This is a genomic window from Ruminococcus sp. AM31-15AC (assembly GCF_003462045.1).
GTDB classification, from domain to species: domain Bacteria; phylum Bacillota; class Clostridia; order Oscillospirales; family Ruminococcaceae; genus Hominimerdicola; species Hominimerdicola aceti.
The window spans coordinates 42506-64348 of sequence record NZ_QTYG01000006.1 but is presented as its reverse complement, the minus strand read 5'-3'; the positions used below and the strand labels follow the sequence as shown (position 1 = coordinate 64348).

Annotated in this window: 22 protein-coding genes and 1 pseudogene; 13 read left to right on the top strand and 10 right to left on the bottom strand. The window is 44.1% G+C overall.

Annotated elements, in window-relative coordinates; genetic code table 11:
* Positions 1–57: 57 nt before the first annotated feature.
* The 5 genes from DW793_RS03060 to DW793_RS03040 all read left to right on the top strand — a co-directional run bounded on the left by DW793_RS03060 (position 58) and on the right by DW793_RS03040 (position 4398).
* Entirely contained in the window at positions 58–618 is a 561-nt protein-coding gene (locus DW793_RS03060; RefSeq protein WP_118157028.1) for an RNA polymerase sigma factor, read from the top strand.
* Complete coding sequence (locus DW793_RS03055; RefSeq protein WP_118157027.1) at positions 611–1414, top strand: hypothetical protein; 804 nt, start codon at positions 611–613, stop codon at positions 1412–1414. The genes DW793_RS03060 and DW793_RS03055 overlap by 8 nt, the downstream gene beginning before the upstream one ends.
* A 51-nt stretch (positions 1415–1465) precedes the next feature.
* Entirely contained in the window at positions 1466–3088 is a 1623-nt protein-coding gene (locus tag DW793_RS03050; RefSeq protein WP_118157026.1) for a vWA domain-containing protein, read from the top strand.
* A gap of 153 nt (positions 3089–3241) precedes the next feature.
* Positions 3242–3697 (top strand): LytTR family DNA-binding domain-containing protein, encoded by a 456-nt coding sequence (locus DW793_RS03045; RefSeq protein ID WP_118157025.1) that lies wholly within the window; start codon positions 3242–3244, stop codon positions 3695–3697.
* Entirely contained in the window at positions 3694–4398 is a 705-nt protein-coding gene (locus DW793_RS03040) for a LiaF transmembrane domain-containing protein (RefSeq protein WP_118157024.1), read from the top strand. The genes DW793_RS03045 and DW793_RS03040 overlap by 4 nt, the downstream gene beginning before the upstream one ends.
* A gap of 65 nt (positions 4399–4463) precedes the next feature.
* On the opposite strand, the pseudogene DW793_RS03035 reads toward DW793_RS03040, so the two are convergent.
* The 3 genes and pseudogenes from DW793_RS03035 to DW793_RS03025 all read right to left on the bottom strand — a co-directional run bounded on the left by DW793_RS03035 (position 4464) and on the right by DW793_RS03025 (position 7348).
* Positions 4464–5257: pseudogene (locus DW793_RS03035) on the bottom strand (ATP-binding cassette domain-containing protein).
* A 10-nt stretch (positions 5258–5267) separates the two neighbouring features.
* A complete protein-coding gene (locus tag DW793_RS03030; protein ID WP_118157023.1) occupies positions 5268–6239 on the bottom strand; it encodes an ABC transporter permease in 972 nt (323 codons plus the stop codon).
* 86 nt (positions 6240–6325) lie between these two features.
* Positions 6326–7348 (bottom strand): ABC transporter substrate-binding protein, encoded by a 1023-nt coding sequence (locus DW793_RS03025; RefSeq protein ID WP_118157022.1) that lies wholly within the window; start codon positions 7346–7348, stop codon positions 6326–6328.
* A gap of 218 nt (positions 7349–7566) precedes the next feature.
* Here DW793_RS03025 and DW793_RS03020 point away from each other — a divergent pair, with 218 nt between their 5' ends.
* On the top strand, positions 7567–9957 hold the full coding sequence (locus tag DW793_RS03020; RefSeq protein ID WP_118157021.1) for a CotH kinase family protein: 2391 nt from the start codon (positions 7567–7569) through the stop codon (positions 9955–9957).
* Positions 9958–10009: 52 nt separating this feature from the next.
* Here the strand turns inward: DW793_RS03020 and DW793_RS03015 are convergent, their stop codons facing one another.
* From DW793_RS03015 to DW793_RS03005, 3 genes are all read right to left on the bottom strand, one after another.
* On the bottom strand, positions 10010–11200 hold the full coding sequence (locus DW793_RS03015) for a metallophosphoesterase (RefSeq protein ID WP_118157020.1): 1191 nt from the start codon (positions 11198–11200) through the stop codon (positions 10010–10012).
* Positions 11201–11279: 79 nt separating this feature from the next.
* Positions 11280–12386 (bottom strand): ATP-binding protein, encoded by a 1107-nt coding sequence (locus DW793_RS03010; protein WP_117876339.1) that lies wholly within the window; start codon positions 12384–12386, stop codon positions 11280–11282.
* A gap of 125 nt (positions 12387–12511) precedes the next feature.
* The gene (locus DW793_RS03005) at positions 12512–13822 is read right to left on the bottom strand and encodes an MATE family efflux transporter (RefSeq protein ID WP_118157019.1); all 1311 of its coding nucleotides are present in this window, start codon (positions 13820–13822) and stop codon (positions 12512–12514) included.
* A 309-nt stretch (positions 13823–14131) separates the two neighbouring features.
* Between DW793_RS03005 and DW793_RS03000 the strand changes: the two genes are divergently transcribed.
* Positions 14132–15058: a LysR family transcriptional regulator gene (locus tag DW793_RS03000; protein WP_022286543.1), complete on the top strand. Its 927-nt coding sequence runs from the start codon at positions 14132–14134 to the stop codon at positions 15056–15058.
* A 79-nt stretch (positions 15059–15137) separates the two neighbouring features.
* Here DW793_RS03000 and DW793_RS02995 read toward each other — a convergent pair whose 3' ends face one another.
* Positions 15138–15620 (bottom strand): metallophosphoesterase family protein, encoded by a 483-nt coding sequence (locus DW793_RS02995; protein WP_022286542.1) that lies wholly within the window; start codon positions 15618–15620, stop codon positions 15138–15140.
* 108 nt (positions 15621–15728) lie between these two features.
* Here DW793_RS02995 and DW793_RS02990 point away from each other — a divergent pair, with 108 nt between their 5' ends.
* From DW793_RS02990 to DW793_RS02980, 3 genes are read left to right on the top strand one after another with little or no spacing between them, the layout of a single operon-like run.
* Positions 15729–15962, top strand: coding sequence for a hypothetical protein (locus DW793_RS02990; RefSeq protein ID WP_118157018.1), 234 nt, complete (start codon positions 15729–15731; stop codon positions 15960–15962).
* A 39-nt stretch (positions 15963–16001) separates the two neighbouring features.
* Positions 16002–16454, top strand: a complete 453-nt coding sequence (locus tag DW793_RS02985) for a hypothetical protein (RefSeq protein WP_252969628.1) — start codon at positions 16002–16004, stop codon at positions 16452–16454.
* Entirely contained in the window at positions 16441–16776 is a 336-nt protein-coding gene (locus DW793_RS02980) for a hypothetical protein (protein WP_117896778.1), read from the top strand. The genes DW793_RS02985 and DW793_RS02980 overlap by 14 nt, the downstream gene beginning before the upstream one ends.
* On the opposite strand, the gene fliB is transcribed toward DW793_RS02980, so the two are convergent.
* Together fliB and DW793_RS02970 are read right to left on the bottom strand one after the other, a co-directional pair.
* A complete protein-coding gene (gene fliB / locus DW793_RS02975) occupies positions 16773–17876 on the bottom strand; it encodes a flagellin lysine-N-methylase (protein WP_118157017.1) in 1104 nt (367 codons plus the stop codon). The genes DW793_RS02980 and fliB overlap by 4 nt on opposite strands.
* Positions 17877–17981: 105 nt before the next feature.
* Complete coding sequence (locus DW793_RS02970) at positions 17982–18914, bottom strand: hypothetical protein (RefSeq protein WP_118157016.1); 933 nt, start codon at positions 18912–18914, stop codon at positions 17982–17984.
* 337 nt (positions 18915–19251) lie between these two features.
* Between DW793_RS02970 and DW793_RS02965 the strand changes: the two genes are divergently transcribed.
* The 3 genes from DW793_RS02965 (at position 19252) to nrdD (ending at position 20944) form a co-directional block, all read left to right on the top strand.
* The gene (locus tag DW793_RS02965; protein WP_118157044.1) at positions 19252–19779 is read left to right on the top strand and encodes an SH3 domain-containing protein; all 528 of its coding nucleotides are present in this window, start codon (positions 19252–19254) and stop codon (positions 19777–19779) included.
* A gap of 55 nt (positions 19780–19834) precedes the next feature.
* Positions 19835–20521: a M48 family metallopeptidase gene (locus DW793_RS02960; protein ID WP_118157015.1), complete on the top strand. Its 687-nt coding sequence runs from the start codon at positions 19835–19837 to the stop codon at positions 20519–20521.
* Positions 20522–20653: 132 nt separating this feature from the next.
* Positions 20654–20944 (top strand): anaerobic ribonucleoside-triphosphate reductase, encoded by a 291-nt coding sequence (nrdD, locus tag DW793_RS02955; RefSeq protein ID WP_117857504.1) that lies wholly within the window; start codon positions 20654–20656, stop codon positions 20942–20944.
* A gap of 75 nt (positions 20945–21019) precedes the next feature.
* On the opposite strand, the gene DW793_RS02950 is transcribed toward nrdD, so the two are convergent.
* Positions 21020–21841 carry a zinc ribbon domain-containing protein gene (locus tag DW793_RS02950; RefSeq protein WP_181988272.1) on the bottom strand — a complete coding sequence of 274 codons (822 nt, stop codon included), beginning with the start codon at positions 21839–21841 and terminating at the stop codon, positions 21020–21022.
* Positions 21842–21843 lie beyond the last annotated feature (2 nt).

Genomic DNA, 21843 nt, shown 5'->3' with positions numbered 1-21843 from the left:
TATACTATTTTGCCATAAAATCTCCCGTGCAGAATCGTATATAAGTTATCGAGGGGTGTGAAAGACTTGACCGACACTGAGTTCGATTTCAGGGTGGAGCTGATCCTGAAAAATGACAAAAACGGGCTTAGGGAGATCTATCAATGCTACGGCAAGGTGATATATAACATCATGCTTGACATTGTGAAAAGTCCTCAGGACGCTGAGGACCTCACATCAGATTTTTTCCTAAAGCTATGGGACACCGCAGGTCAGTACCGAAAGGGAACGGGGCATAAGCGATATCTGACTGTAATGGCGAAAAATCTCGCTCTTGACTTTATCAGAAAAAGGCGGCACGAAATGCCGACCCTTGATGATGAAGAAGCAGGGCATAAAGAACAGCAGGACAGTATGCGGGTAGACGACGATGTGATCGGAAAGCTCACCTTCGAGGAGGCTTTGAAGCTGCTTTCAGAGGGCGAAAGGGATATCCTGAACATGAGGCTTGGAATGGATATGACATTTCGTGAGATAAGTCGGGCAGTGGGGAAGCCGCTGGGTACTGTCACATGGAAATACCGTCAGGCTGTTTTCAAACTAAAAAAGACCATAAAGGAGGACAGTATCTATGGCTAAGAACATAAAATTTCTTTACAAAAAGCATATTTCTGATACTGCCCCTGACATGGAAAAGCTCTGGGACAGGATAGAGGGACAGCTTGAAAACAAAACGGACAAAGATCAGACACAGATAAAAGTAAGCCGCAGAAATTACAGAAAATTTGCAGCGGCAGCAGCCTCGCTCGTGCTTATTATCGGCGGCGTAAGCCTTTACGCCGATATCCGCTCAGAGTCGGACAGTGTTTCAAAGCATAGCGTAGAAACGGCTGACAAGGCTAGGCTTGAAAACAGAGAAGAAAAGACATACGAACAGCTCAGTTTCAGCCACACAGACACAAAGGCTTATGAGGACAGCTACATTCCAAAGGGCGATGATTATTTCACAGAGGACAGCGTTCTGGAAGATACAGACTTCTTTGCAGATGTGACAGTGCTTTCAGCAAGGCTCGGCAGCGACAGCGCACATTACACCCTGAGAATAAACAGCCTTGTATCAAAGACAGGAGAAGAAAGCAAAACAAATATCACCATTGAAAGCTCTACCCCTTATATCATGCAGGAAAACAGAGAATATTTCATACCGCTGAGAAAAGAAAACGGCACTTATTCTATTGTCTTTGAAAATGCACCTCAAATAGAAATTTCTCTTGACGGGGATATCGTTTTTCAAAACGGCTGGAAAAGTCTTGATGATGATTCGGGTATTCTCAAAGGCTCGCAGAAAAGCAAGAACGATTATTTCTATGACCGAATGAGATATTCCTCGAAAAACGATCTGCAAGACCTGCTTGCTAAGTGGAGGACTATGTAGCTAACAACGCAAGGGCATATCGCCCACGCTATTTTACGGGAGATGACAGTTATGAAAAAGACAACTTCAAACAGCATAAAAAGAAACTTGACCATGACTCTGTCGCTTATGATGACGGCGACAATGCTTGCTTCATGCGGAAGCGGTTATGACGGCTCGGAGAGCAGAAAGAGCGGCAGCTATAACAATGAAAGAACAACTGCGGAAAACTACAGATACAGCAATGTTACAGCCGGAGATACTGACGGCACGGCGAATATAGGAGGGGGTTACAATACCGAGGAGTATAACCACCTGACGGAAAACGGCTATAAGCTCGTTTCAGACGAACCGCTTTCCACCTTTTCCACAGACGTTGACACGGCTTCCTACACAAACGTGAGAAGAATGATAAACGACGGCTGGGAGGTCGACCCTGACGCTGTGAGAACAGAGGAATTCATAAACTATTTCAAGTATGACTATGAAAAGCCTACGGAGGGTGCAGTGTCTATAAATACCGAGCTTTCAGATTGTCCTTGGAACAGCGAGTCAAAGCTTATGCTTGTGGGGCTTCAGGCAAGGGAAGCAAAGGTCAAGGACGTTCCTACAAACCTTGTTTTCCTCATAGACGTGAGCGGCTCAATGGAGGACGAGGATAAGCTTCCTCTTGTTCAGCAGGCTTTCTCAATGCTTGCTGAAAACCTTGGGGCTGATGACAGAGTTTCTATCGTCACTTATGCAGGCAGCGACAGCGTTGTTCTTGAGGGCGAAAGTGGCGACAACAGCGAGGAGATAGTTTCAGCACTTAACAGCCTGTCAGCAGGCGGCTCGACAGCAGGTGCGGCAGGAATTACCACAGCTTACAAGCTTGCAGAGGAGTATTTTATAGAGGGCGGCAACAACAGAGTTATCCTTGCAACTGACGGCGATCTGAACGTTGGTCTGTCAAGTGAAGAAGAGCTTACCGACCTTATATCACAAAAGCGTGACTCAGGGGTATATCTCTCAGTGCTTGGCTTCGGCTCAGGAAACTATAAGGACAACAGACTTGAAGCCCTTGCGGATAACGGCAACGGAAACTATGCTTATATCGACAGCGTTGACGAAGCAGAAAGAGTGCTTGTAACAGAAATGAGCGGAACGCTTTTCACTGTTGCAAAGGACGCAAAGGTGCAGATAGAGTTCAATCCTGAAAATGTTTCTGCTTACAGGCTGGTGGGCTATGAAAACAGACTTCTCAATGACGAGGACTTTGAGGACGATACAAAGGACGCAGGCGATATCGGCTCGGGTCAGCAGGTCACGGTTTTGTATGAGATAGTGCCAAATAACGGCAATGAAAAGTCGCTGAAATATCAGGATAACGAGAGCAAGGTTGAAACCAACGAGCTCAGCGGAGAAATGCTCACAGTTTCAGTGAGGTATAAAGACCCGGAGGCGAGCGAAAGTAAGCTTATAGACAAGTCTGTTATGTGTTCTGACTATACAGAGGCTGTGTCACAGAATTTTGCAAAGGCTTGCTCTGCGGCAGAGTTTGCAATGGTGCTTAGAAAAAGCGACTATGCAAGCGGTCTTACCGCTCAGGGCGTTGTGGATTATATGGAACAAAACAATGTTGACAACAGCGAGCTTTTTGAACTTATATACAAATATATGCAAAACGGCACGGGCAGCGAGGCAAGCTACTGGTAAAAAACTAAATCGAGGGGTGCTGCATGGTCATCACCCTTTGGGTCATAAAATTTACCTCTTACATAGATATCTGTACCTGTCAGCCAAAAGGGGTTTACATGGAAAGAAAAATAGATTATAATAAGGCTGTCAGATAAAACTGGGGGTGAAAGCGTGAAGGTCAGGATAGAGATAGACGAGAATATGTCTGAAGATGAGATAGTCATAAGGTGCGCCCAGCCCGATGAACGTGTGCTTAAAATGAAAAGGGCGGCGGAGTCGGCAGAGGGCGATCCGGAGATAGCTTTTTTCAAAGACACAGTTCAGTTCTATCCTCCCCTTGATTCCATACTGTTTTTTGAAACAGGGGAACATAATCTTAACGCACATACCTCTGACGACGTTTTTCAAGTGAAAATGAAGCTTTTCGAGCTTGAAGAGATACTTCCGAGAAAATTCGTGAGAGTGTCAAAATCAGCAATCGTGAATGTAAAGCACATCTATTCCGTTGAGCGAAACATAACCTCTGCAAGCCTTATAAGCTTTGCAGGCACTCACAAACAGCTTTACGCCTCACGAAGCTATTACAAGCTTTTGAAGCTCAGACTTGGAGAAAGGAGATTTCTATGAAAAACAAAAATCTTATATGGGGCTTGTTCTTTATCCTTGCAGGCGTTGCGCTTATCCTTGACCGCACAGGTCTGCTTGGAAGTGTAAGCGTGTGGAGCGTTGTGATCTCACTGCTCCTCGTTCCTGTTATCGTAACAAGCGTCAGACACCTTAACTTCTGGGGAATATTCTTCCCTATGGCTATCATGGCGATACTCTTTGACGAAACTCTCGGTATCGAGAAGTTCACCCCATGGCCTGTTTTGGGTGCGGCACTGCTTCTCAGCGTGGGATTTTCATTTTTTTTCCCTTACCGCTACAGGTTTACCCAAAGCAAGTGGACCACCCACACTACCGATAATCCTGCATGGGATAAATCCTCAGACAACGGGGAATATGTGCGTATCGACGCAAAATTTTCAGGCTGTACAAAGTATATAACCTCAAAGGTGCTGAAAAGAGTTGACATAAGCTGCCGTTACAGCGGTATGGAGGTGTATTTCGATTCTGCTGATATGGCAGGAAACGAAGTCGAGCTGAATGTTGACGTCCTCTGCGGTGGAGTGGAGCTTTATATCCCGAAAAACTGGGGCATAAAAGTGGAGGCCGGTTGCGTTCTCGGCGGAATAGAGCAGCCTAACGGGTCCTTTGAAGAGAAAGAAAAGACCCTTATCATAAAGGGCAGAGCAAGGATCGCAGGAATAGATATAGAATATGTTTAGCATTGTGTGAAAGAACAAAAGTAAAAGCTGCGGAGTTTTCGCTCCGCAGCTTTTTGTATGCCTAATTATTCTTGCAGTATCATCTTGTCTGAAAGTTCGTCCTCGGCGGTGTCGGAATAAAGCTTCATAAGCTTTTCCACCGTCATGTTTGCTCTCTGCTCGCCCTCGATTGTAAGAAGCAGTTTGCCTTGGCTCATTACGATAGTCTTGTTGCCGTATTCAATGGCATTTGAAATGTTGTGTGTTATCATAAGAGTAGTCAGTGCGTTTTCTTTTACTATCTTGTCAGTTATCCTCATTACCTTTTCAGCGGTCTTAGGGTCAAGTGCGCAGTGTGTTCGTCAAGAAGCAGAAGCTTTGGTGTAACGATAGTCGCCATAAGCAATGTGAGCGCCTGTCGCTGTCCACCTGAGAGCAAGCCCACAGGCATTTTCATTCTGTCTTCAAGGCCAAGGTCAAGTTCTTTGAGCCTTTCTCTGAATACTGAAACGTCCTTTTTCCTGATACCGATAGTCAGCGAACGACGCTTTCCACGACTGTAGGCAAGGCCGAGGTTTTCCTCTATGGTCATGTTAGGTGCAGTTCCTCTCAGCGGGTCCTGGAAAAGCCTGCCTATAGTTCTTGCACGCTGATGTTCCTTTAGGTGAGTGATGTTCTTTCCGTCAAGGAATATCTTGCCGGTGTCCGCTTCGTAGCTGCCACTGATAACGTTCATAAGTGTGGATTTTCCTGCACCGTTTGAACCTATTACAGTAACGAAATCTCCGTCAGCTACATCAAGGTCTATGTGCTGGAGCGCCTTACGCTCGTTGGCAGTGTTCTTGTTGAAGGTTATGTTTATATTTTCAAGCTTAAGCATTTTAAACCTCCTATTTGTCACTGCATACACGCTTGTATGCCTTTGTGATATACTTCTTGATAGCAGGCAGAGAGATAGCAAGGGCAACTATGCAGGCTGAGAAAAGCTTTGTGTAGTTGCTGTCCATACCGAGATTCATTGCAAAAGCAAGAACAAATCTGTATGCTATCGCACCGAATATCGCCGCAAGTATTCCGCAGAGGATCGAGTGCTTGCTGAAGAATATCTCACCGATAATTATAGAAGCAAGGCCTACCACCAGCATACCTGTACCGCTGTTTGAGTCGCCTGCCGAGGAATACTGAGCGTACATTGCGCCTGAAAGGGATACCAAAGCGTTTGCAATGGCAAAGCCCATTATCTTCATTCTGTCTGAGTTTATTGAAGAAGCCCTTACCATGTATTCGTTGTCGCCTGTGGCTCTAAGTGACATTCCTGCCTGAGTTTTAAGAAACCAGAAAAGTAGTGCCGCCGCAATAATAAGCACGATACCTGCCGCCGCAAGCTTGTAATAGTCGCCGAAATATTTCTGTGCTATTGTAAATATAGTATCTTTCTTATAAAGCGAAATATTAGGTCTGTCCATGATTTTCAGGTTTATGGAGTAAAGAGCCGTCATTGTGATTATTCCCGCAAGTATAGGCTGAACGTTGAGTTTTGTGATAAGTATTCCCGTCACGCTTCCTGCGATAGCTCCTGCCACTATTGACAGCAATATTCCCTTGATAGGGTCGCCGTTGAAAGCCTGCATAACTGATACTGCAACGCCAAGAGTGAAAGTTCCGTCTACTGACAGGTCAGGGATATCAAGTATCCTGAATGAGATGAATATTCCCAAAGCGAGGATAGCAAAAACAAGACCTTTTTCAAATGTTCCCGTAACAACGCTTTCCGTGAGCTGAGTGTTTATTATCACAAGAAGTAAGATCAAAAGCACAGCTTTCGGTATAAGCGAGATAACTGTTTTCTTATTCAGTTTCATATAATTTTCCTTTCAATAAAAAATAGCAGGGAGCGAAAGTCCCGCTCCCTACTATTATACTATGTTTGATTTGATTTTGCAATAGTTTAATCGAAGTAAACTGTCTTTTCTCCGTTTGCAATATCGTCAGGAATAGTGATACCGATCGTGTCAGCAGTTGTCTTGTTGATATAAGTGCTGAGGTCCTCGTTGAATACCTTTATTGGTATCTCGGAAGCCTTCTTTTCGCCGCTGAGTATCTGAGCTGCCATGTTTGCAGTTTCCTTTCCAAGGTCGGAATACTCGATACCAACAGTGCCAAGACCGCCGTCCATTACCATTGAGTCAGCGCCAACGAACATTGGAACCTTCGCCTTGTTCATAACTTCTGTAACTGTACCCATAGCGCCTGCGATAGTGTTGTCGTTAGGGGAGAATACAGCGTCGCACTTTGCGGCAAGGTTCTGAGCAGCTTCCTGAACCTCAGATGTGTTTGAAGCAGCGCCTTCAATAACAGTGATGCCCTTTTCCTCACAGTAAGCCTTTACTTCTTTAAGGGTAGAAACTGAGTTGTCCTCGCCTGTGTTGTAAAGATAACCGAGAGTTTTTATTTCAGGCTTCATTTCAAGCGCAAAGTCAAGTATCTTTGTGATAGCGAGCTTGTCAGATGTGCCTGTGATGTTTGCCCCTGTGCTTTCAAGCGAGTCGCAAAGACCTGCACCGATAGGGTCTGTTACTGCGGAGAATACTACAGGTATCTCCTCAGAGTATGGAGCTGCGAGCTGTGCGCATGGTGTTGTGATAGCGATGATGATATCGTCACCGTCAGCCTTGAACTGGTCGAGTATCTGCTGAACAGTTGTTGACTCATTGTTAGCCTGCTGAGCGTCGATAGTGCAGTTTTTGCCGTCAACATAGCCAAGCTCTGCAAGTCTGTCAATAACAGCGTCTCTGATAGTGTTGAGAGATGTATGCTCCATTATCTGCACAATGCCTATCTTATAGTGCTTTTCTGATGAGCCGCCTGCCTTTGAATCGTTTGAGGAGTCCTCCTTAACGCCGCATGACACAAGAGCAGCCACAGCCATTACCGCAGCAGCGGCAAGCGCCAGAACTTTTCTTAACTTCATATATGTACCATTCCTTTCGTATTTACGGGGATTTTACCCTACTACTCTATTAAAGCACAGCCGTAAAAGTTTGTCAAGTAAAAGTTAAAAGGATTGTAGAAATAGTAAAAGTCACAGAGAAAATTCCCATGGATTTTGTATGTTTTGCAGTCGGTTGACAGAAATGTGAAAAAAGGCTATAATGATATTTGTAATATTGCAGAGCGGGAGGTTTCATATTGGGACTGAAAAGGGTTTCCGTGATAGGGCTTTGTCTTGCGGCGGTGGCAGCGGTTGTAATGCTTGCTGCGGTGATAATAAGACCGCCGAAAATATATATAAGCGAGATATGCCCCTCAAACAGTGAAACATCTGAGAAAACAGCTATGCAGGACAAAAACGGAGAACCAAGCGATTGGATAGAGATATATAATCCCACGAATAAAGATATTTCTCTTACGGGATTTTCACTTTCAAAAAATGGCGGTGGAGATCAGCCTTTGGGCGGATATGTCATTAAAGCCCATGACTATATAATAGTATACTGCTCGTCAGCAGGCTTTGAAAATGCTGATTTTCCTCACGCTGATTTCAGCATAGGCAAGGTCAGCGAAGCGGAGATAATATTGAAATATGACTCGCTTCAGTGCGAGAGCATAAAATTGCCTAAGCTTAACAAGGGCGTGAGCTATTCTAAAAATGCCAAGGGTGAAATGTACGTTTCAGAGCCTACACCTCTTGCGGCGAATGCAGAGAAAACTATTGGCGATACGCCTGTGTTTTCTCAGGCAGCAGGCAGCTATGAAAAGGCTTTTGACCTTGAGATAACCGCAGGAGAGAGTCAGACGGTGTATTATACCGCCGACGGCACTGACCCTGCCACGTCGGACACAAGAAAGGTCTATGAAAATGCCCTGAGAATTGACGACAGGTCAGATGATGAAAATGTCCTTTCGGCTTATAACCCTATGAAAATACAGCTTGATTATCGTGACAGCATAGAACTGCCTGACAAAAGCGCAGTTGATAAAGGCACTGTCATTAGAGCCTGCGCAGAGGGTACAAGCGGAAAGTGCGGAAAAACTGTTACTGCCACCTATTTTGTGGACGTTTCAAGTGCAGATCATAACGATTTGCCTATAGTATCCATTACCACCGATCCTGATGGGCTTTTCAACGAAAAAACGGGCATTTACTGTCTTGGGGACGTATACAAAGAATATGACGAAGAAAACCCCGACCACCCTTGGAACGGCTCTATCCCTGCAAACTATAATCAGCGTGGCAGAGAGTGGGAAAAGGAATGTTATGTTGAGTATTTCGACAGTGAGGGCAACAGCCTTATTTCTCAGGATTGCGGCATAAGGATACAAGGCGGCTGGTCTAGGGCGGATTATCAAAAGTCGTTCAGGCTTTATGCTCGAAACGATTACGGCAAAAGCTCTTTTGATACAGTTTTCTGGGATAGCTTTACAGATGTAAACGGCGAGGCTATCACCTCATGCAAGACCTTTGTGCTTAGAAACGGCGGAAATGACGCCAATTATTCAAAGTTCAAGGACATGATGATACAAAATATGGTGTCAGGCAGAGGTGTTGAAACTCAGCAGGGAACAGCCTGCGTGCTGTTTATAGACGGTGAATACTGGGGTCTTTATACTCTCCAATCCGATTACAGCGACAGATATTTTGCGGATAGATATAATGTTGCAAAAAGCAACGTTGTCATGTATAAAAATGATGAGCTGAGCGAGGGTGAGGCTGAGGACGAAAAGCTTTTCAATGATATGTATAAGTTTATCACAGAAAACGATATGTCCATTGAGGAGAATTATCGCAAAGCCTGCGCAATGATAGATATGGATAACCTTGTGGAGTATGCCGCCACGGAAATGTATATCTTCAATGACGATTGGCCGCAGAACAATTATGCTTGCTGGCGCACAAGAACCATAGAGCAGGGCAATAGCTATGCAGATGGCAGATGGCGCTTTGTGCTTTTCGACACGGAATCGTCATGCTCGCATTATAACGAGAAGGATCTGGAAACAAATATGTTCTCGTATCTTAGAAGCCAAAGCTATACAAAGTTTGGCGGAATACTTTGCAGCCTTATAGATAACGAAGAATTCGATTTGAAGCTCACCTCGGCAATGTGTCAGCTTGGAAGCGTGAACTTTACTGCGGAGCGGTTCGGGGAGTATCTCGAATATTATAAGAATATCTATTACGGCGAGCTTGATAATTATTTCGACCGTTTTCCAACATGGGCAAACCTTGCGAAAGCTACAGACCCTATGATAATACGTTGGCAGAATTTTATTGAGGGAAGATATGATAAGGTGCTTGGCTATCTTGAAAGAGAGTTTGACTATTATGAGCGCAGAACAGTGAAGATATCAGCGGATAACGAGCAGGGAAGCGTTCTGATAGGGGGCGTTGAAATAGAAAGTGATTATAGCGGCACATATTTTGACGGCTGTGAGATAAAATTGAACGCACAAGCAAAATCAGGCTGGCATTTTGACCATTGGGAGGGCGTAAAGGGCGATAATACCCAATCGGAGATAAAGGCTAAGGTGAATGGTGATATGAATATCAAAGCCGTGTTTGAAAAGGATATTGTTTAGCATAAAAAAGGTCTGTCACCAAAATCAAGTGACAGACCTTTTACTATATAACTTAACCTGCAAAATCAATATCTACAGAGCATATCTCAGCGTCAGTTCCTACCCTCATGAAAGTGCCGTATACACCAACACCAGAGGTGACAATGGAGTACATATTATCTTTCTTTATCATGCCACATGGGTTTTCCCAGAAAAGACCTATTGTCAGATTGCCTGGGAAAAGCTGCCCGTCATGTGTGTGACCTGAGAAATCTATGTCTGCACCTGCATCAGCGGTCTTTTGAAGCTCGTCAGGCTCGTGGGAAAGCACGAATATCGGCTTGGTCTTGTCAAGATCCTTCGTAAGCTCCGATATCTCAGCACGAGTGCCGTCCTCAGTGCCGGGCTTGTCAGTGTCACGCCTGCCCACAAGATAAAATTCATCGTTTATCAAAACTGACTCATCATTGATAAGCTTTATGTCACACTCTTTTATAAAGTTTGTCATTTTTTCACTATTAAGCTGCTTGCCGCCCCAATCGAATGTGAAGCCCATTAGTATCTTTTCATCAATGTCATGATTGCCGTAGACCGCATATACGCCATATTTGCTTTTTATGGACTTGAGCTGTGCCTTTATCCCTTCCGGATCGTCCATGCCGTCATAGCTGTTGTCAAAAATATCTCCTGCTATTATAACAATGTCAGCGTCCTGCTGGTTTATTTTCTCAACCATGTTGGTGATGTGGTCCACACCGATAGCGTAACCCATGTGCAGGTCAGCCACAAGCACAGCTTTTAAATGCTTGTCACTGCCGCATGACTTGTTGACAGTTACGCTGTATTCATTCACCTTGATGTTTCGTGCATTGAAAATGCCGTAAAGACAGGTCGCCACCGCACAAGCCACAACCACCGAACCTATGGAAATAACGCTTCCACGGGAAAAAAGCAACGTGTTTTTGAGCTTCGTGTGCTTTGCGATAAGTCTTAGCAGGTCAAAAAGCACCACATACAAGAGCGAGTAGAGCATAATGCCTATCCAGTATGTAGAAATTCGCCTTATGACGATAGCAACGGCGGATTTTGGAAGCAGAAAAGCTATAACAGGCGAAAGCGCCATGAAAAGATAGACCACTGCAAAAGGCACTTTGAAACGCAGCCAGTTAAATCTGTGGTTGCAGTGCTTCATCCAGTAGAAAAATCGGAACATCATGTATGATGATACGCCCAGATAAAAGGGCAGAAGAAATAGAAATATCATTATTATGCCACCTTATAGATAAGTGAGGAATGAGGAGTGAGGAATGAGGAATTAAGGTATCGCCTGCGGCGATGATTTTTTATTCCTCTTTGAATCTCTCCAAAAAGCTGTGTCTGCCCTCGTCATCTTTGTATGCAATGACCTGATTGAGCATAACGTTTTCCACGCTCTTGAAAATATTATATTCCACCTGCGGATTAACAAGCTTTAGCTTTGCGATAAGCTGTTTTATCTCCATACGCTTTGATACTGTCCTGCTGTCAGGTGCGCAGGTGGTGCAGGTGTCGGTGAACTTGCAGGCACACTGTATAAAACGCAGCCCATTATAGTCACGCCACCTTTTTATGTCGTCCTCTCTTACCATATAGAGAGGTCTTATAAGCTGCATACCCTCAAAATTCGTGCTGTTGAGCTTCGGCATCATTGTCTGTATCTGTCCGCCGTAAAGCATAGACATTAGTATGGTTTCGATAACATCATCATAGTGATGTCCAAGTGCGATCTTGTTACAGCCAAGCTCCTGTGCTTTGCTGTATAAATGACCTCTTCTCATTCGTGCGCACAGATAGCATGGATTTTTCTCCACATTGTATACAGAGTCGAAAATATCAGACTCAAACACTGTTATGGGTATTCCAAGCCGCTTTGCGTTGCGCTCGATTATCTCACGGTTTGCAGGGCTGTAGCCCGGATCCATAACAAGATATTTTACCTCGAAAGGGAACTTGCTGTGGCGGTGAAGCATTTGTATGAGCTTTGCCATGAGCATTGAATCCTTGCCGCCCGATATGCACACCGCTATCCTGTCATTAGGCTTTATAAGCTCATATTCGTTCACAGATTGTGTGAATCTGTTCCATATCTCCTTGCGGAATTTCTTTTGTATGCTCCGCTCAGCGTCCTGTGAGATATCCTCTACGACCTCTTTGGAAAGCTTTTCTCTCAGCCAGCCATAGTAGCCACCCTCTAGGTTTTCAGCGTCATAGCCAAGCTCTCGAAGCTTTTCTGCCTCAGTGTCGCTTATAAGTCCGCTTTTACAGCAGATAAGAAGCTTTTTGTCCTTTGGCAGGTCGCTTTTATCAAGCTTTTCGGCAGGGATGTTCACTGCTCCGTCAATGTGACCATACTCAAAAGAAAGCTCGTCCCTTATATCTATTATCAGCGTGTTGCCGCTTGCATTTATCATTTGTCAGTTGACCTCCGCAAAATTAATCACTATTCTTTATGATAGCATAAAAATCAACTTTTTTCAAGCTTTATGCACAAATACGCAAAAATAAAAAGGCAAAGCCTGATACTTTGCCCTTTGTTTTATGTCTTGTGTCTGTTTCTTATATAGAATATTATGGATATTGCCGCTACGATAAATTCCGTGACAGGATAAGCAAGCCATACGCCAGTTAATCCTGCTGCCTTGGACATAATGAAAGCCATTGGCACGATAAGAGCAAAGCCCCTTAATATGGTGATGGTCTGGGCTGGTATGATTTTCTCAGAAGCCGCAAAAAATGCAGATATTATTATATTGAAGCCTGAGAAAAACAATCCGGTGAAGTATATTTTCATGCCGTCCTCTGCCATGTGCTGAAGAGAGTCAATATGCTCGCTGTTGAATATAGCGGCGATAGGTGTTGTGAAAAATGCAATAGCAAGGTAAACCATAAGCGCTATTACAAGCTGTGATATAATAGAATATCTCAGCACTGCTCTAAGACGGTCTTTGTTGCCAATGCCGTGAGCTGCACTGATAAGCGGCTGACCGCCTTGTGCGATACCGGTGAATATGGATACCGCCACAATGGAGGTATTCGCTATCACTGCATAAGCTGCAACGCCTGTGTTGCCTGCAAGACCAAGTATTATTATATTGAACGCAAGCACTACGATGCCTGATGAAAGCTCAGTTATAAGCGACTGCACGCCTATGGACAATATGCCGCCAAAGGTTCTCCCTTCGTGCCTTGCCCTGACGATATGGAAGCTGTTCTTTTTGCGGAATTTGTATATGCTCAGTATGCAAAGGCTTATGACAGGCGAAAGCCCTGTTGCAAGGATAGCTCCGAAAATGCCCATATTCAGCGGAAAAATGAACACATAGTCAAGGATTATGTTTGAAAAGCTTCCCGTGAGCATTGCCGCCATTGAAAGCTTTGGGCTTCCGTCGTTTCTTATAAAGCAGTTGAAAGTGTCGTTAAGCAAAAAGAACGGTCCGAACATCATAAGCACTTTTAGGTAGGTATTAGTCATGCCCACAACGCTGCCCTTTGCACCAAGAAGCTTTGCAAGTGGCATTGAAAAAAACGCTCCGCCCAAAAAGTATATCGCTCCAAGCACCAGAGCCATAAGCAGTGCACAGGAGAAAACTCTGCTTCCTGCCTCGTCACGTTTCTGACTTTTGTATATTGCAAACTTTGTCGCTCCGCCCATGCCGATCATAAGTCCGGTGCCGTGGATAAGGCTGTATATTGGAATGGCGATATTCAGTGCAGTAACGCCGTCTGCACCCATGCCCTTTGCGACAAAGAACGTGTCCGCAAGGATATAGCACGATACACCAATCATTCCGAGAACGTTCAGAGAAGCGTATCTGGCAAAGTCCCTAAGATGTGAATTTTTCTCCATTTTTACCCTCCGTTTATCCCACAAAAAAACGCCGAACACCGCTGTCTTTTAAAGCCTAACGACAGCAGGTCCGACGCAAAACTTCTACCTGGCGGCAGAAGTAAGCCTTAAACATATAAGATTATAACAGAGTATAAAGGCATTGTCAAGAGGCAAATGACTTTGCTTTATGTTAAATAAATGTTAAAAAACGCTCCTTGTGGTTGACAAGTTTTTAACAAAGCTTTATAATGAAATTGACAGAAAGCATATATAATATTATATGACAGCCTTAAAATTTTATATACCGATAACAAAGAAGGGGAAACTATGAATTTAACTCATCTCAGATATATGGTAGAGGTCGAAAGACTTGGGTCTATCACAAAAGCAGCTTCAGCACTTTATATGGGTCAGCCTAACCTTTCAAAAGCCATAAAGGAAATGGAAAGAGAAGTTGGCATACCGATTTTTAAAAGAAGTGCAAAGGGTGTTGTTGCCACAGAAAAGGGCAAACAGTTCTTGCAGTATGCAAAGGCTATACTTGTGCAAATGGATAAAATGGAAAGCCTTTATAAGGATAATGGTGAAAACGCAGTGAACTTCTCTCTGCTTTTGCCAAGGGCAAGCTATATAACACACGCTTTCACTTGCTTTGTGAACAAGTTAGGCACGAATGTGGAGCTTGACGCAAAAATAAGGGAAACAAACTCCATGGAAGCCATAAACGCAGTGGTGGAATGCGAATATAACATGGGTATAATCCGTTATCCCGTGGCGTATGAGAGCTTTTTCATGTCTATGATAGAAGAGAAAAATCTGAAATATCATAACGTGTGGGAGTTCGATTATGTACTTATCACAAGCGAAAACAGCCAGCTTGCTAAAGAAAAAGAGATAAACGAAACTGTCCTTGATAAATACATAGAGGTATTGCACGGCGATAATATCGTGCCGAACATCTCAGCGACTTATCAGAAGAAAAACGCTGAGCTTAATAATCACAGCAGGCATATTTACGTCTATGAGAGAGGAAGTCAGTTCGATATCCTCTCGGCTTGTCCGGACTCATTCATGTGGGTAAGCCCTCTGCCAAAGGAGATATTGAAGCGTTATGGCCTTGTGCAGAGAGTTTGTCATAGCTTCAAAAAGACCAATAAAGACGTTCTTATCTATCAGAGCAATTACCGCCTTAGCCATGCGGATCAGATGTTCCTTGATGAGCTTGAAAGGGTAAGAAAAGAGATATCAGAATAATTTTTTAGCATAAAAATGCGGGCGAACATGAAAGGTGTTCGTCCGCTTTTTGTTTAACAAGATCTAAGCTCTGAGCATATTATAGGTCAACGTGACTACAGAATATGCCACCGTCCTTTGTAATGTCAATATAGGCATAGCTTGCAGGCTTGCCGTCTCTCGGCTGACCTGCACTGCCGGGGTTTAAAATGTGGATACCCTCCTCATAGGCATAGTAGCGGCAGTGTGTGTGTCCGAAAAGTGCTATCTGTGCGCCTATTTCCTTGGCTTTGTAAAAAAGTCTGTCGGTAGAGTATTTCACGCCCCACTTGTGGCCATGGGTGAAAAATATCTTTATACCGTCATCGGTCATGTATATGTCGTTTTCGGGAGTGAGCGAGGCAAAGTCGCAATTTCCTGATACGTTTACTATCTTTTTGTCAAGATACTGCACTCTCAGGCTGTCAAGGTCACGTTCGCCGTCACCAAGAAAAATAAACAGGTCGGCGTCGCCGTTTCTCTTGAATATTTTGTGCATTGCAGAATAATTTCCATGAGTATCCGAAAAAACGATTATTCTCATAGTTACACCCCTTTACCAGTTATAACAAGCAATATTATAACATAAATATTTATAAATACTATAGAAAAAAGGAGAATTTTTTATGAGCGCAAAAAACAGCTCAATTCTATGGATCCAAAAGCCATGCAGGCACTTCTTGCAGTGGCTTCCAAAAAGCTAGGCACCACCCCTGATGTGCTGAAAGGTCAGCTTGAAAGCGGCGTTTATGACAGAGCACTTCAGGGTATGCCGCAAAACGAGGCGATGATGCTTCAAAAGGCTTTGTCAGATCCGAAAACTGCCGAGAAAATATTGTCCTCACCGCAGGCAAGGGCGATATTCAAAAAGCTTCAGGGGAAATAGTATTTTACAGGGCAAAAGCTTGAACAGGCGGTGAAATAATTGGACGATCTGATGAATAAAATACAGAATGTGCTTAATGATGAGGAAAGCATGAAGCAGATAAAGGAGCTTGCGGATATGCTCACGGCGGATAACGGCGGACAGGGAGAAGAGGGCGGTCAGAGCGAAGCTCCACAAAGCCCCAAAAACATGGACTTTTCTCAGCTTCTCCAAAGCCTAGGCGGCGTTTCTCTGCCTGCGGAAAGCAAGCCTGCGCAAGCGACACAGGCAGGGGGTCTTGATATCGCAAAGCTTATGAAGATACAAAGCATTATGCAGTCGGCTTCAAAGCCCGATAAAAATATCCAGCTTCTTCTTGCTCTGCGACCGCTTTTGAAAGAAGAAAATCAGGCGAAAATAGACAGGCTCATAAAAATATTCAAGCTTTTTGCAGTGTATCCTGCACTGAAAGAAAGCGGACTTCTGGGAGGTGATCTGCTTGGCATATTCTGATGACAATAATTTCACCACCATGCAGGAGGAAGCCATTCGTCGTGTGAGAGAAATGCAAAGGCGTTCACGGAGCATTGTGGGCGCAAGCCCTAATAGCGAGCCTGCACCACCTAAAGCAGAGGAAACCCCTCGCACTCAGAATGCTCATAGCCCACAAAAAGCCCCTCAGAGCAGTTCGCTTTTGAGCGGTCTGCTTGGGGGGAATTTAGGCGATATAAAGATAGACGAGGAAAAAGCCCTTATCGGTCTGCTTATTTACATATTATACAAGCAGGGCGCAGACATAAAGCTTCTTCTGGCGCTTGGTTACCTTCTTCTCTAAAGCGTCCATTCAAGAAGTGCAAGCATAGAAATATCAGAGAAAATATCGGAAAGATAGCTGTCGTCATATATCCTGTCCATGTTGTCACCTGAATATTCTATCTCCTTGCAAAGCTCCTTGACGGTTTCAAAGCGTGCGAGGGCGTCCTGCTCACGACTGAGGTTTATGACCTCTGCGGCAAAAACGAACACTATCATAGCCTTTATTTTTGACAGCAGGTCGAAATCTCTCACAGCTTTAAGAAAATATCTGTATACAAAATACACCGCAAGCTTTTCATACTCACCGCTCGTCTGAGCCTTTAAGGGTGCGGAAAGCTTTTTCACAAAGCGGCTTGCGTCCTTTATCTGCTGTGGGAGAATGTCGCCTATAAAGTCAAGACGTTCAAGATACAAAAGCATATTTTCGGCATTTTCCAAAGGCTTTTCAGGCAAAGCCTTTTTCAGGCTCTCCACACGCTCTGCAATTATCTCAGGGTGGGAAAGCTTCTGGGCAATGGCTTTTATCTCCTCTGTATCCTCTTCGTCAAGAGCATATTGTATCTCCGCTGACGCTGAAAGAACGTTCACAAGCCTGTCATGGAGAGAATATTCCCTGTTTTGAAGCAGGTCAATGAAAGCCGTCCGTGCAAAAAGCATGGTTTCAAGAAGCTTGGGATCAAACTCAAGGTCGTCAGGCTCTTCATCTATCTCTTTGGTAAAAAATCTTACAGGCTCATCGTCAGAAAGATACATTCTCACAGCTTCTTCGCAAGCAAGCCCCACGCCTGCCTCCTTGTAATCTCCAAACCACTCATAAAACCTCGGGTGTTCACGGCATATGTCTGAGATGTTTTCCTCACCGTAAGCAAGCTGAACAGAGCAAAGCCCCTTTTCGTTGAGCATAGGGCATTTGCCGTCGCAGTGGACAAGATATTTCACGCCCTCGTCTTCTGTAACTGAGTTCACAAACTTCCTGCCTATATCATTGTCAAGCTTTTTGTAAAAGCCGTAGGTGTCCTCGTCTATCTCGATATCCCAATCGGTCATACAGCAGTTGTCAGAACACTGCGAGCCTGTGCAGACGAATTTTTCAAATATCTCAGGGTAAAAAAGCTTCATATAAATATCTCCTTATGAGGTGTTGACCTTATTATAATACTAATGCTTTTATCTGTCAACTTTCAGAATAAAAAAAGGCAGACAAGCCACCTTGTCCACCTTTTGTCACTCTTGTGTGAAAACTATCCATTTTATGTTTTTGGGGCTTATCTCGTCAAGATACTCTGACGGCACTGTGACAGTTATCTGGCGCTTTGAAGTTGCCCCTGCCTTGTTCTCGGGTATCTCTTTAGCCACATATATGAAAAGGGAATCCTTGTCCTTGACCGCCCTTACTGCTTTGTAGTCGATATGCTCATATCCAGAAAGCTCTCCTTTTAGAAAAATAACATGGTTGTTGAAGCCGCCCTCGTTTTCAAAAGCTTCCATATCCTTTTTCATTTCCTGAATTTGCAGTTCACCATTGTATTTCAAATAATATTCACTGAAATCATCATAATTTGAAAACATTTTTTGATAGGGGAATGTCATGTTGGCTTCACTGCTGCACTTGTATATCTTTTGCTCAAAAGGAACGTCTGTAAGCTCACTTGTTACATTCTCTGTCTGATAAAGCTTGTTGCTTCCTGCGTAATATACCGTCAAGCCGTTTTCACAAACGCTGTAAAGGCTGTCGGCAGAAAGTTTTTTTGAGAAAAGCTTCATGCTGCCCTCAGAAAAGTCCTCAGATTCTATGGTAAGAACACCGCTGTCCCCCTCCAAAGAGCTTTCAGCATGTATCACCTGCGTGCTTGTGCATACTGTTATCTCAGCCTCAGTGCCGCTTTTTACGCAATCACAGAACTCAGCCCAGCGCATATCGCTTTCTTCCGAAGAGTCCATGAAAAGCATACCATGCTCTTTAGCCGTGTCAGCGGTTATCTCACTGCCGTTCCATGCCGAGAAAAATATCTTTGCAGGGCTGTCAACGACTTCCTCTTGTTCGATAAACGAGGAGTTTTTAGTATTGACCACGCTTTCTTCAGATCGACCGCAGGCTGAAAAAAGGGTCAGGAACATTGCAGCAGACAATGCACCGCAGATAATTTTTTTATGCAACTTCCTGCCCCCTTGCTTTTATACTGTAGGGGCAACGCCTCCCAAGGCACGCCCTTAAAACTCATTATATCACATTTTGCTGATTCTGTTAATATGTATTTTAATCAAATTAGCAAACGCCTATTTGGCTATAATGTCAAAACATCAGCGTAAATATGGCAAATATCTCAAGAAGAGGGTTTGAAGGGTGAAATGTGACAATATTGTAATTAAACTGTCATTGACATTGATGATAAAAAATATTATAATATGTTTATGTACCTGTGCTTTGTTTGCAGGTGTGCAGGTGTGTTCCTGCAAAAGGAGGCGAAATGTGACGGCTTGTGCCGTGCAATATATGGATAATAACAAGAATAACGTTTCCCGCAAGGCTTCGGGAAATACGGCGAGCGTTGTCGCAATAATAGTTGTGGGCATATTTGTGCTGTGCGTGATACTTCTGCTTGCCAAGGGGCTTTTTGCAAGCAATAGTTCAGAGGTGCCAAAGGGTATAAATACTGCTACTATAAATACAAATGAGTCTGTGGCTGAGCCAGTGAACAGCGCCGCCCCTGCGGATACGTCCGTTACTGATAACAGCAGTGTGGACGAAAGCGGTGTGGTAACAGATGTGTCCAGCGACGAGTCTAGCCAGACAGACGTGCTTGATGTAATGTATGTCACAGAGTATGCTTATCTTCATGTGGCGCCTGATAATGACGCTGAGAATATCGTTTGTATGTCACCGGGCGTTCAGGTAAACGTTCTTGAATATGAGGATAACGGATATGTGAAGATAAATTTCATGAACATAGACGGTCCACTCACTGGATATATTTATAAGGATTATCTTACGACAGACAGCTCTATAGCAGTACAGTGGTAAAAAATACAGCGCCGCACAAAAGAATGTGCGCGCTTTTGGATATGGGGGCTTTGAAGTGCCGAAATATAATACTTTTATCGAGGATAAAAACGGAGAGCGCATAGACTTTATCCTTGACGTTGCCAAAAGAAGTCGCCTTAATATGGGTATGCGTGACGGCACTTTGACGGTGCGTGTGCCTTACGGCTGTTCAAAGCAGCAGCTTGAAAGCTTTATTAATAACAATCTGGGCTGGATAAAGGAGCAAAAAGACAAGGCGGCGGTGGGTCTGCCGAAAGATTTCTGCCATGGCGAAAGGCTCAGACTTTTGGGGAACGAGCTTACCCTGACCCTTGTTCAAGCTGATAAGTATTTTTCTCCCAAGATAGAGGACGGCAAGCTTCTTATTGCCGTGAACAAGACCAGCGACCGGACCTATGTAAAAGAGCAGACCACTAAGTTCATAAACGATCTCACAGTGGCGGAGATAACAAAAAGTATGCATAAAATGTCTGCCTCCACAGGGCTTGTGCCTGAAAAGGTCACAATAAAACCGCTGACAGCAAGCTGGGGAAGATGTATCTCAAACAGGCATATTTCCATAAACTCAAAGCTTATCGTTTTCCGCAGAGAGTGCATTGATTACGTCTGCCTCCACGAGCTTTGCCACTTGGTCTTTATGGATCACAGCAAGGATTTCTGGGCTTTGGTGGGCAAGTTCTGTCCCGATTGGCGAGGCATAAGAGAAGAAATGAAAGGCTGACCATGCAGGCATACCCTACAAAATATACTCATGTGCTTTGTAGGTATTAACTATTGACAAATACAAGATATTGTGGTATCCTTTTATTGTGGCAACAATATGTATAACAAAGAAAAATGGAGGTAATGTAAAATGGTAAATGTGAACGTAACAGGCGGGGAGATGTCCCAGGCAGAGATAAATTCATATATCGACAGGGCGCAGAAGCTTTACCCTGAAAAGACTATCCAGACTATCGACCTAAAAATAGACGGCGACTTTGTTGACGTTGATTATCACTTTGCAGACGTGCCTTTTCAGCGTATAAGAAGAATAACAGGCTATCTTGTTGGAACTCTCGACAGATTTAACGACGCAAAGAGAGCGGAGGTCCGTGACCGAGTAAAGCATGGTCTTGCAAGCCCCAGCGTATCAGAACAGTAAAAATGAAACACGGCATATGTCACCGAAAAAGTGGCATATGCCGTATTTTTTATGGAAGTGTATTGGTGTAGCTTTTTAGACCTTGTTTCCGCAAACGCTGCAAAATTTGGCTCCGCTCTTCAGCTCTGAGCCACAGTGAGGACACTTTTCAGGTGCGGTCTGCTCGACAGGCTGTTCAGCCGTTTCTGTAGGTGGTTCTATAGGCTCTGTCTGTTGTGGCATCTCAGGCTCAACTACGCTCTGTGACATAACAGGTTCGGCATTGTCGGGCTTTCTGAACTGTGACATATCAGGCTGAGCAAAACTCTGTTCTTGCGGTGTAGTCATTGGGATAGGCGCAGGGGCATTGTCAGGCGTCTTTGCGGCAACAGGTATCTCAACGGAGAAATCTTCGCCCATAAGTCTGCCTGCAATAACAAGTCCACCGATAAAAAGCAGGAAAGCCGCAATAAATGGCAGAACATCATCAGCAAGTGAAAGGGCTACCCTGAACTTGTCATTGTCATAGCCCATTGTTATAGCGTTTGAGAAGTGACCTTTTACCGTAACATAGTATATCATTATGCCCTTTGTTATCATCACAACAAGCGGGAAAAGGATAAGAAAGCCTGCGAATGCACCGTCAAGCTTTTTCTTGCCCTTTGCTCTTGCAGATGTGAAAAACGCCACAAGGCTGAATATGGCGAGTGCGCATGAAAGACCATAGGTGTTCACATAAGCGAAAATGTCGGGGGTGAACAAAAAGTCTATCTTGTTTGTGAAAACGTTGTTGTAAACGAGCTTTCCCACAGGGTCAGCCAGTGCGCCTGCTGCCGAGAGAATGAATGCGAAAAAACTCAGCAGACACAGGGACATTCCTGCATATGTAAGCTTCTTGGTGTAGATCTTTTTTGCCATTT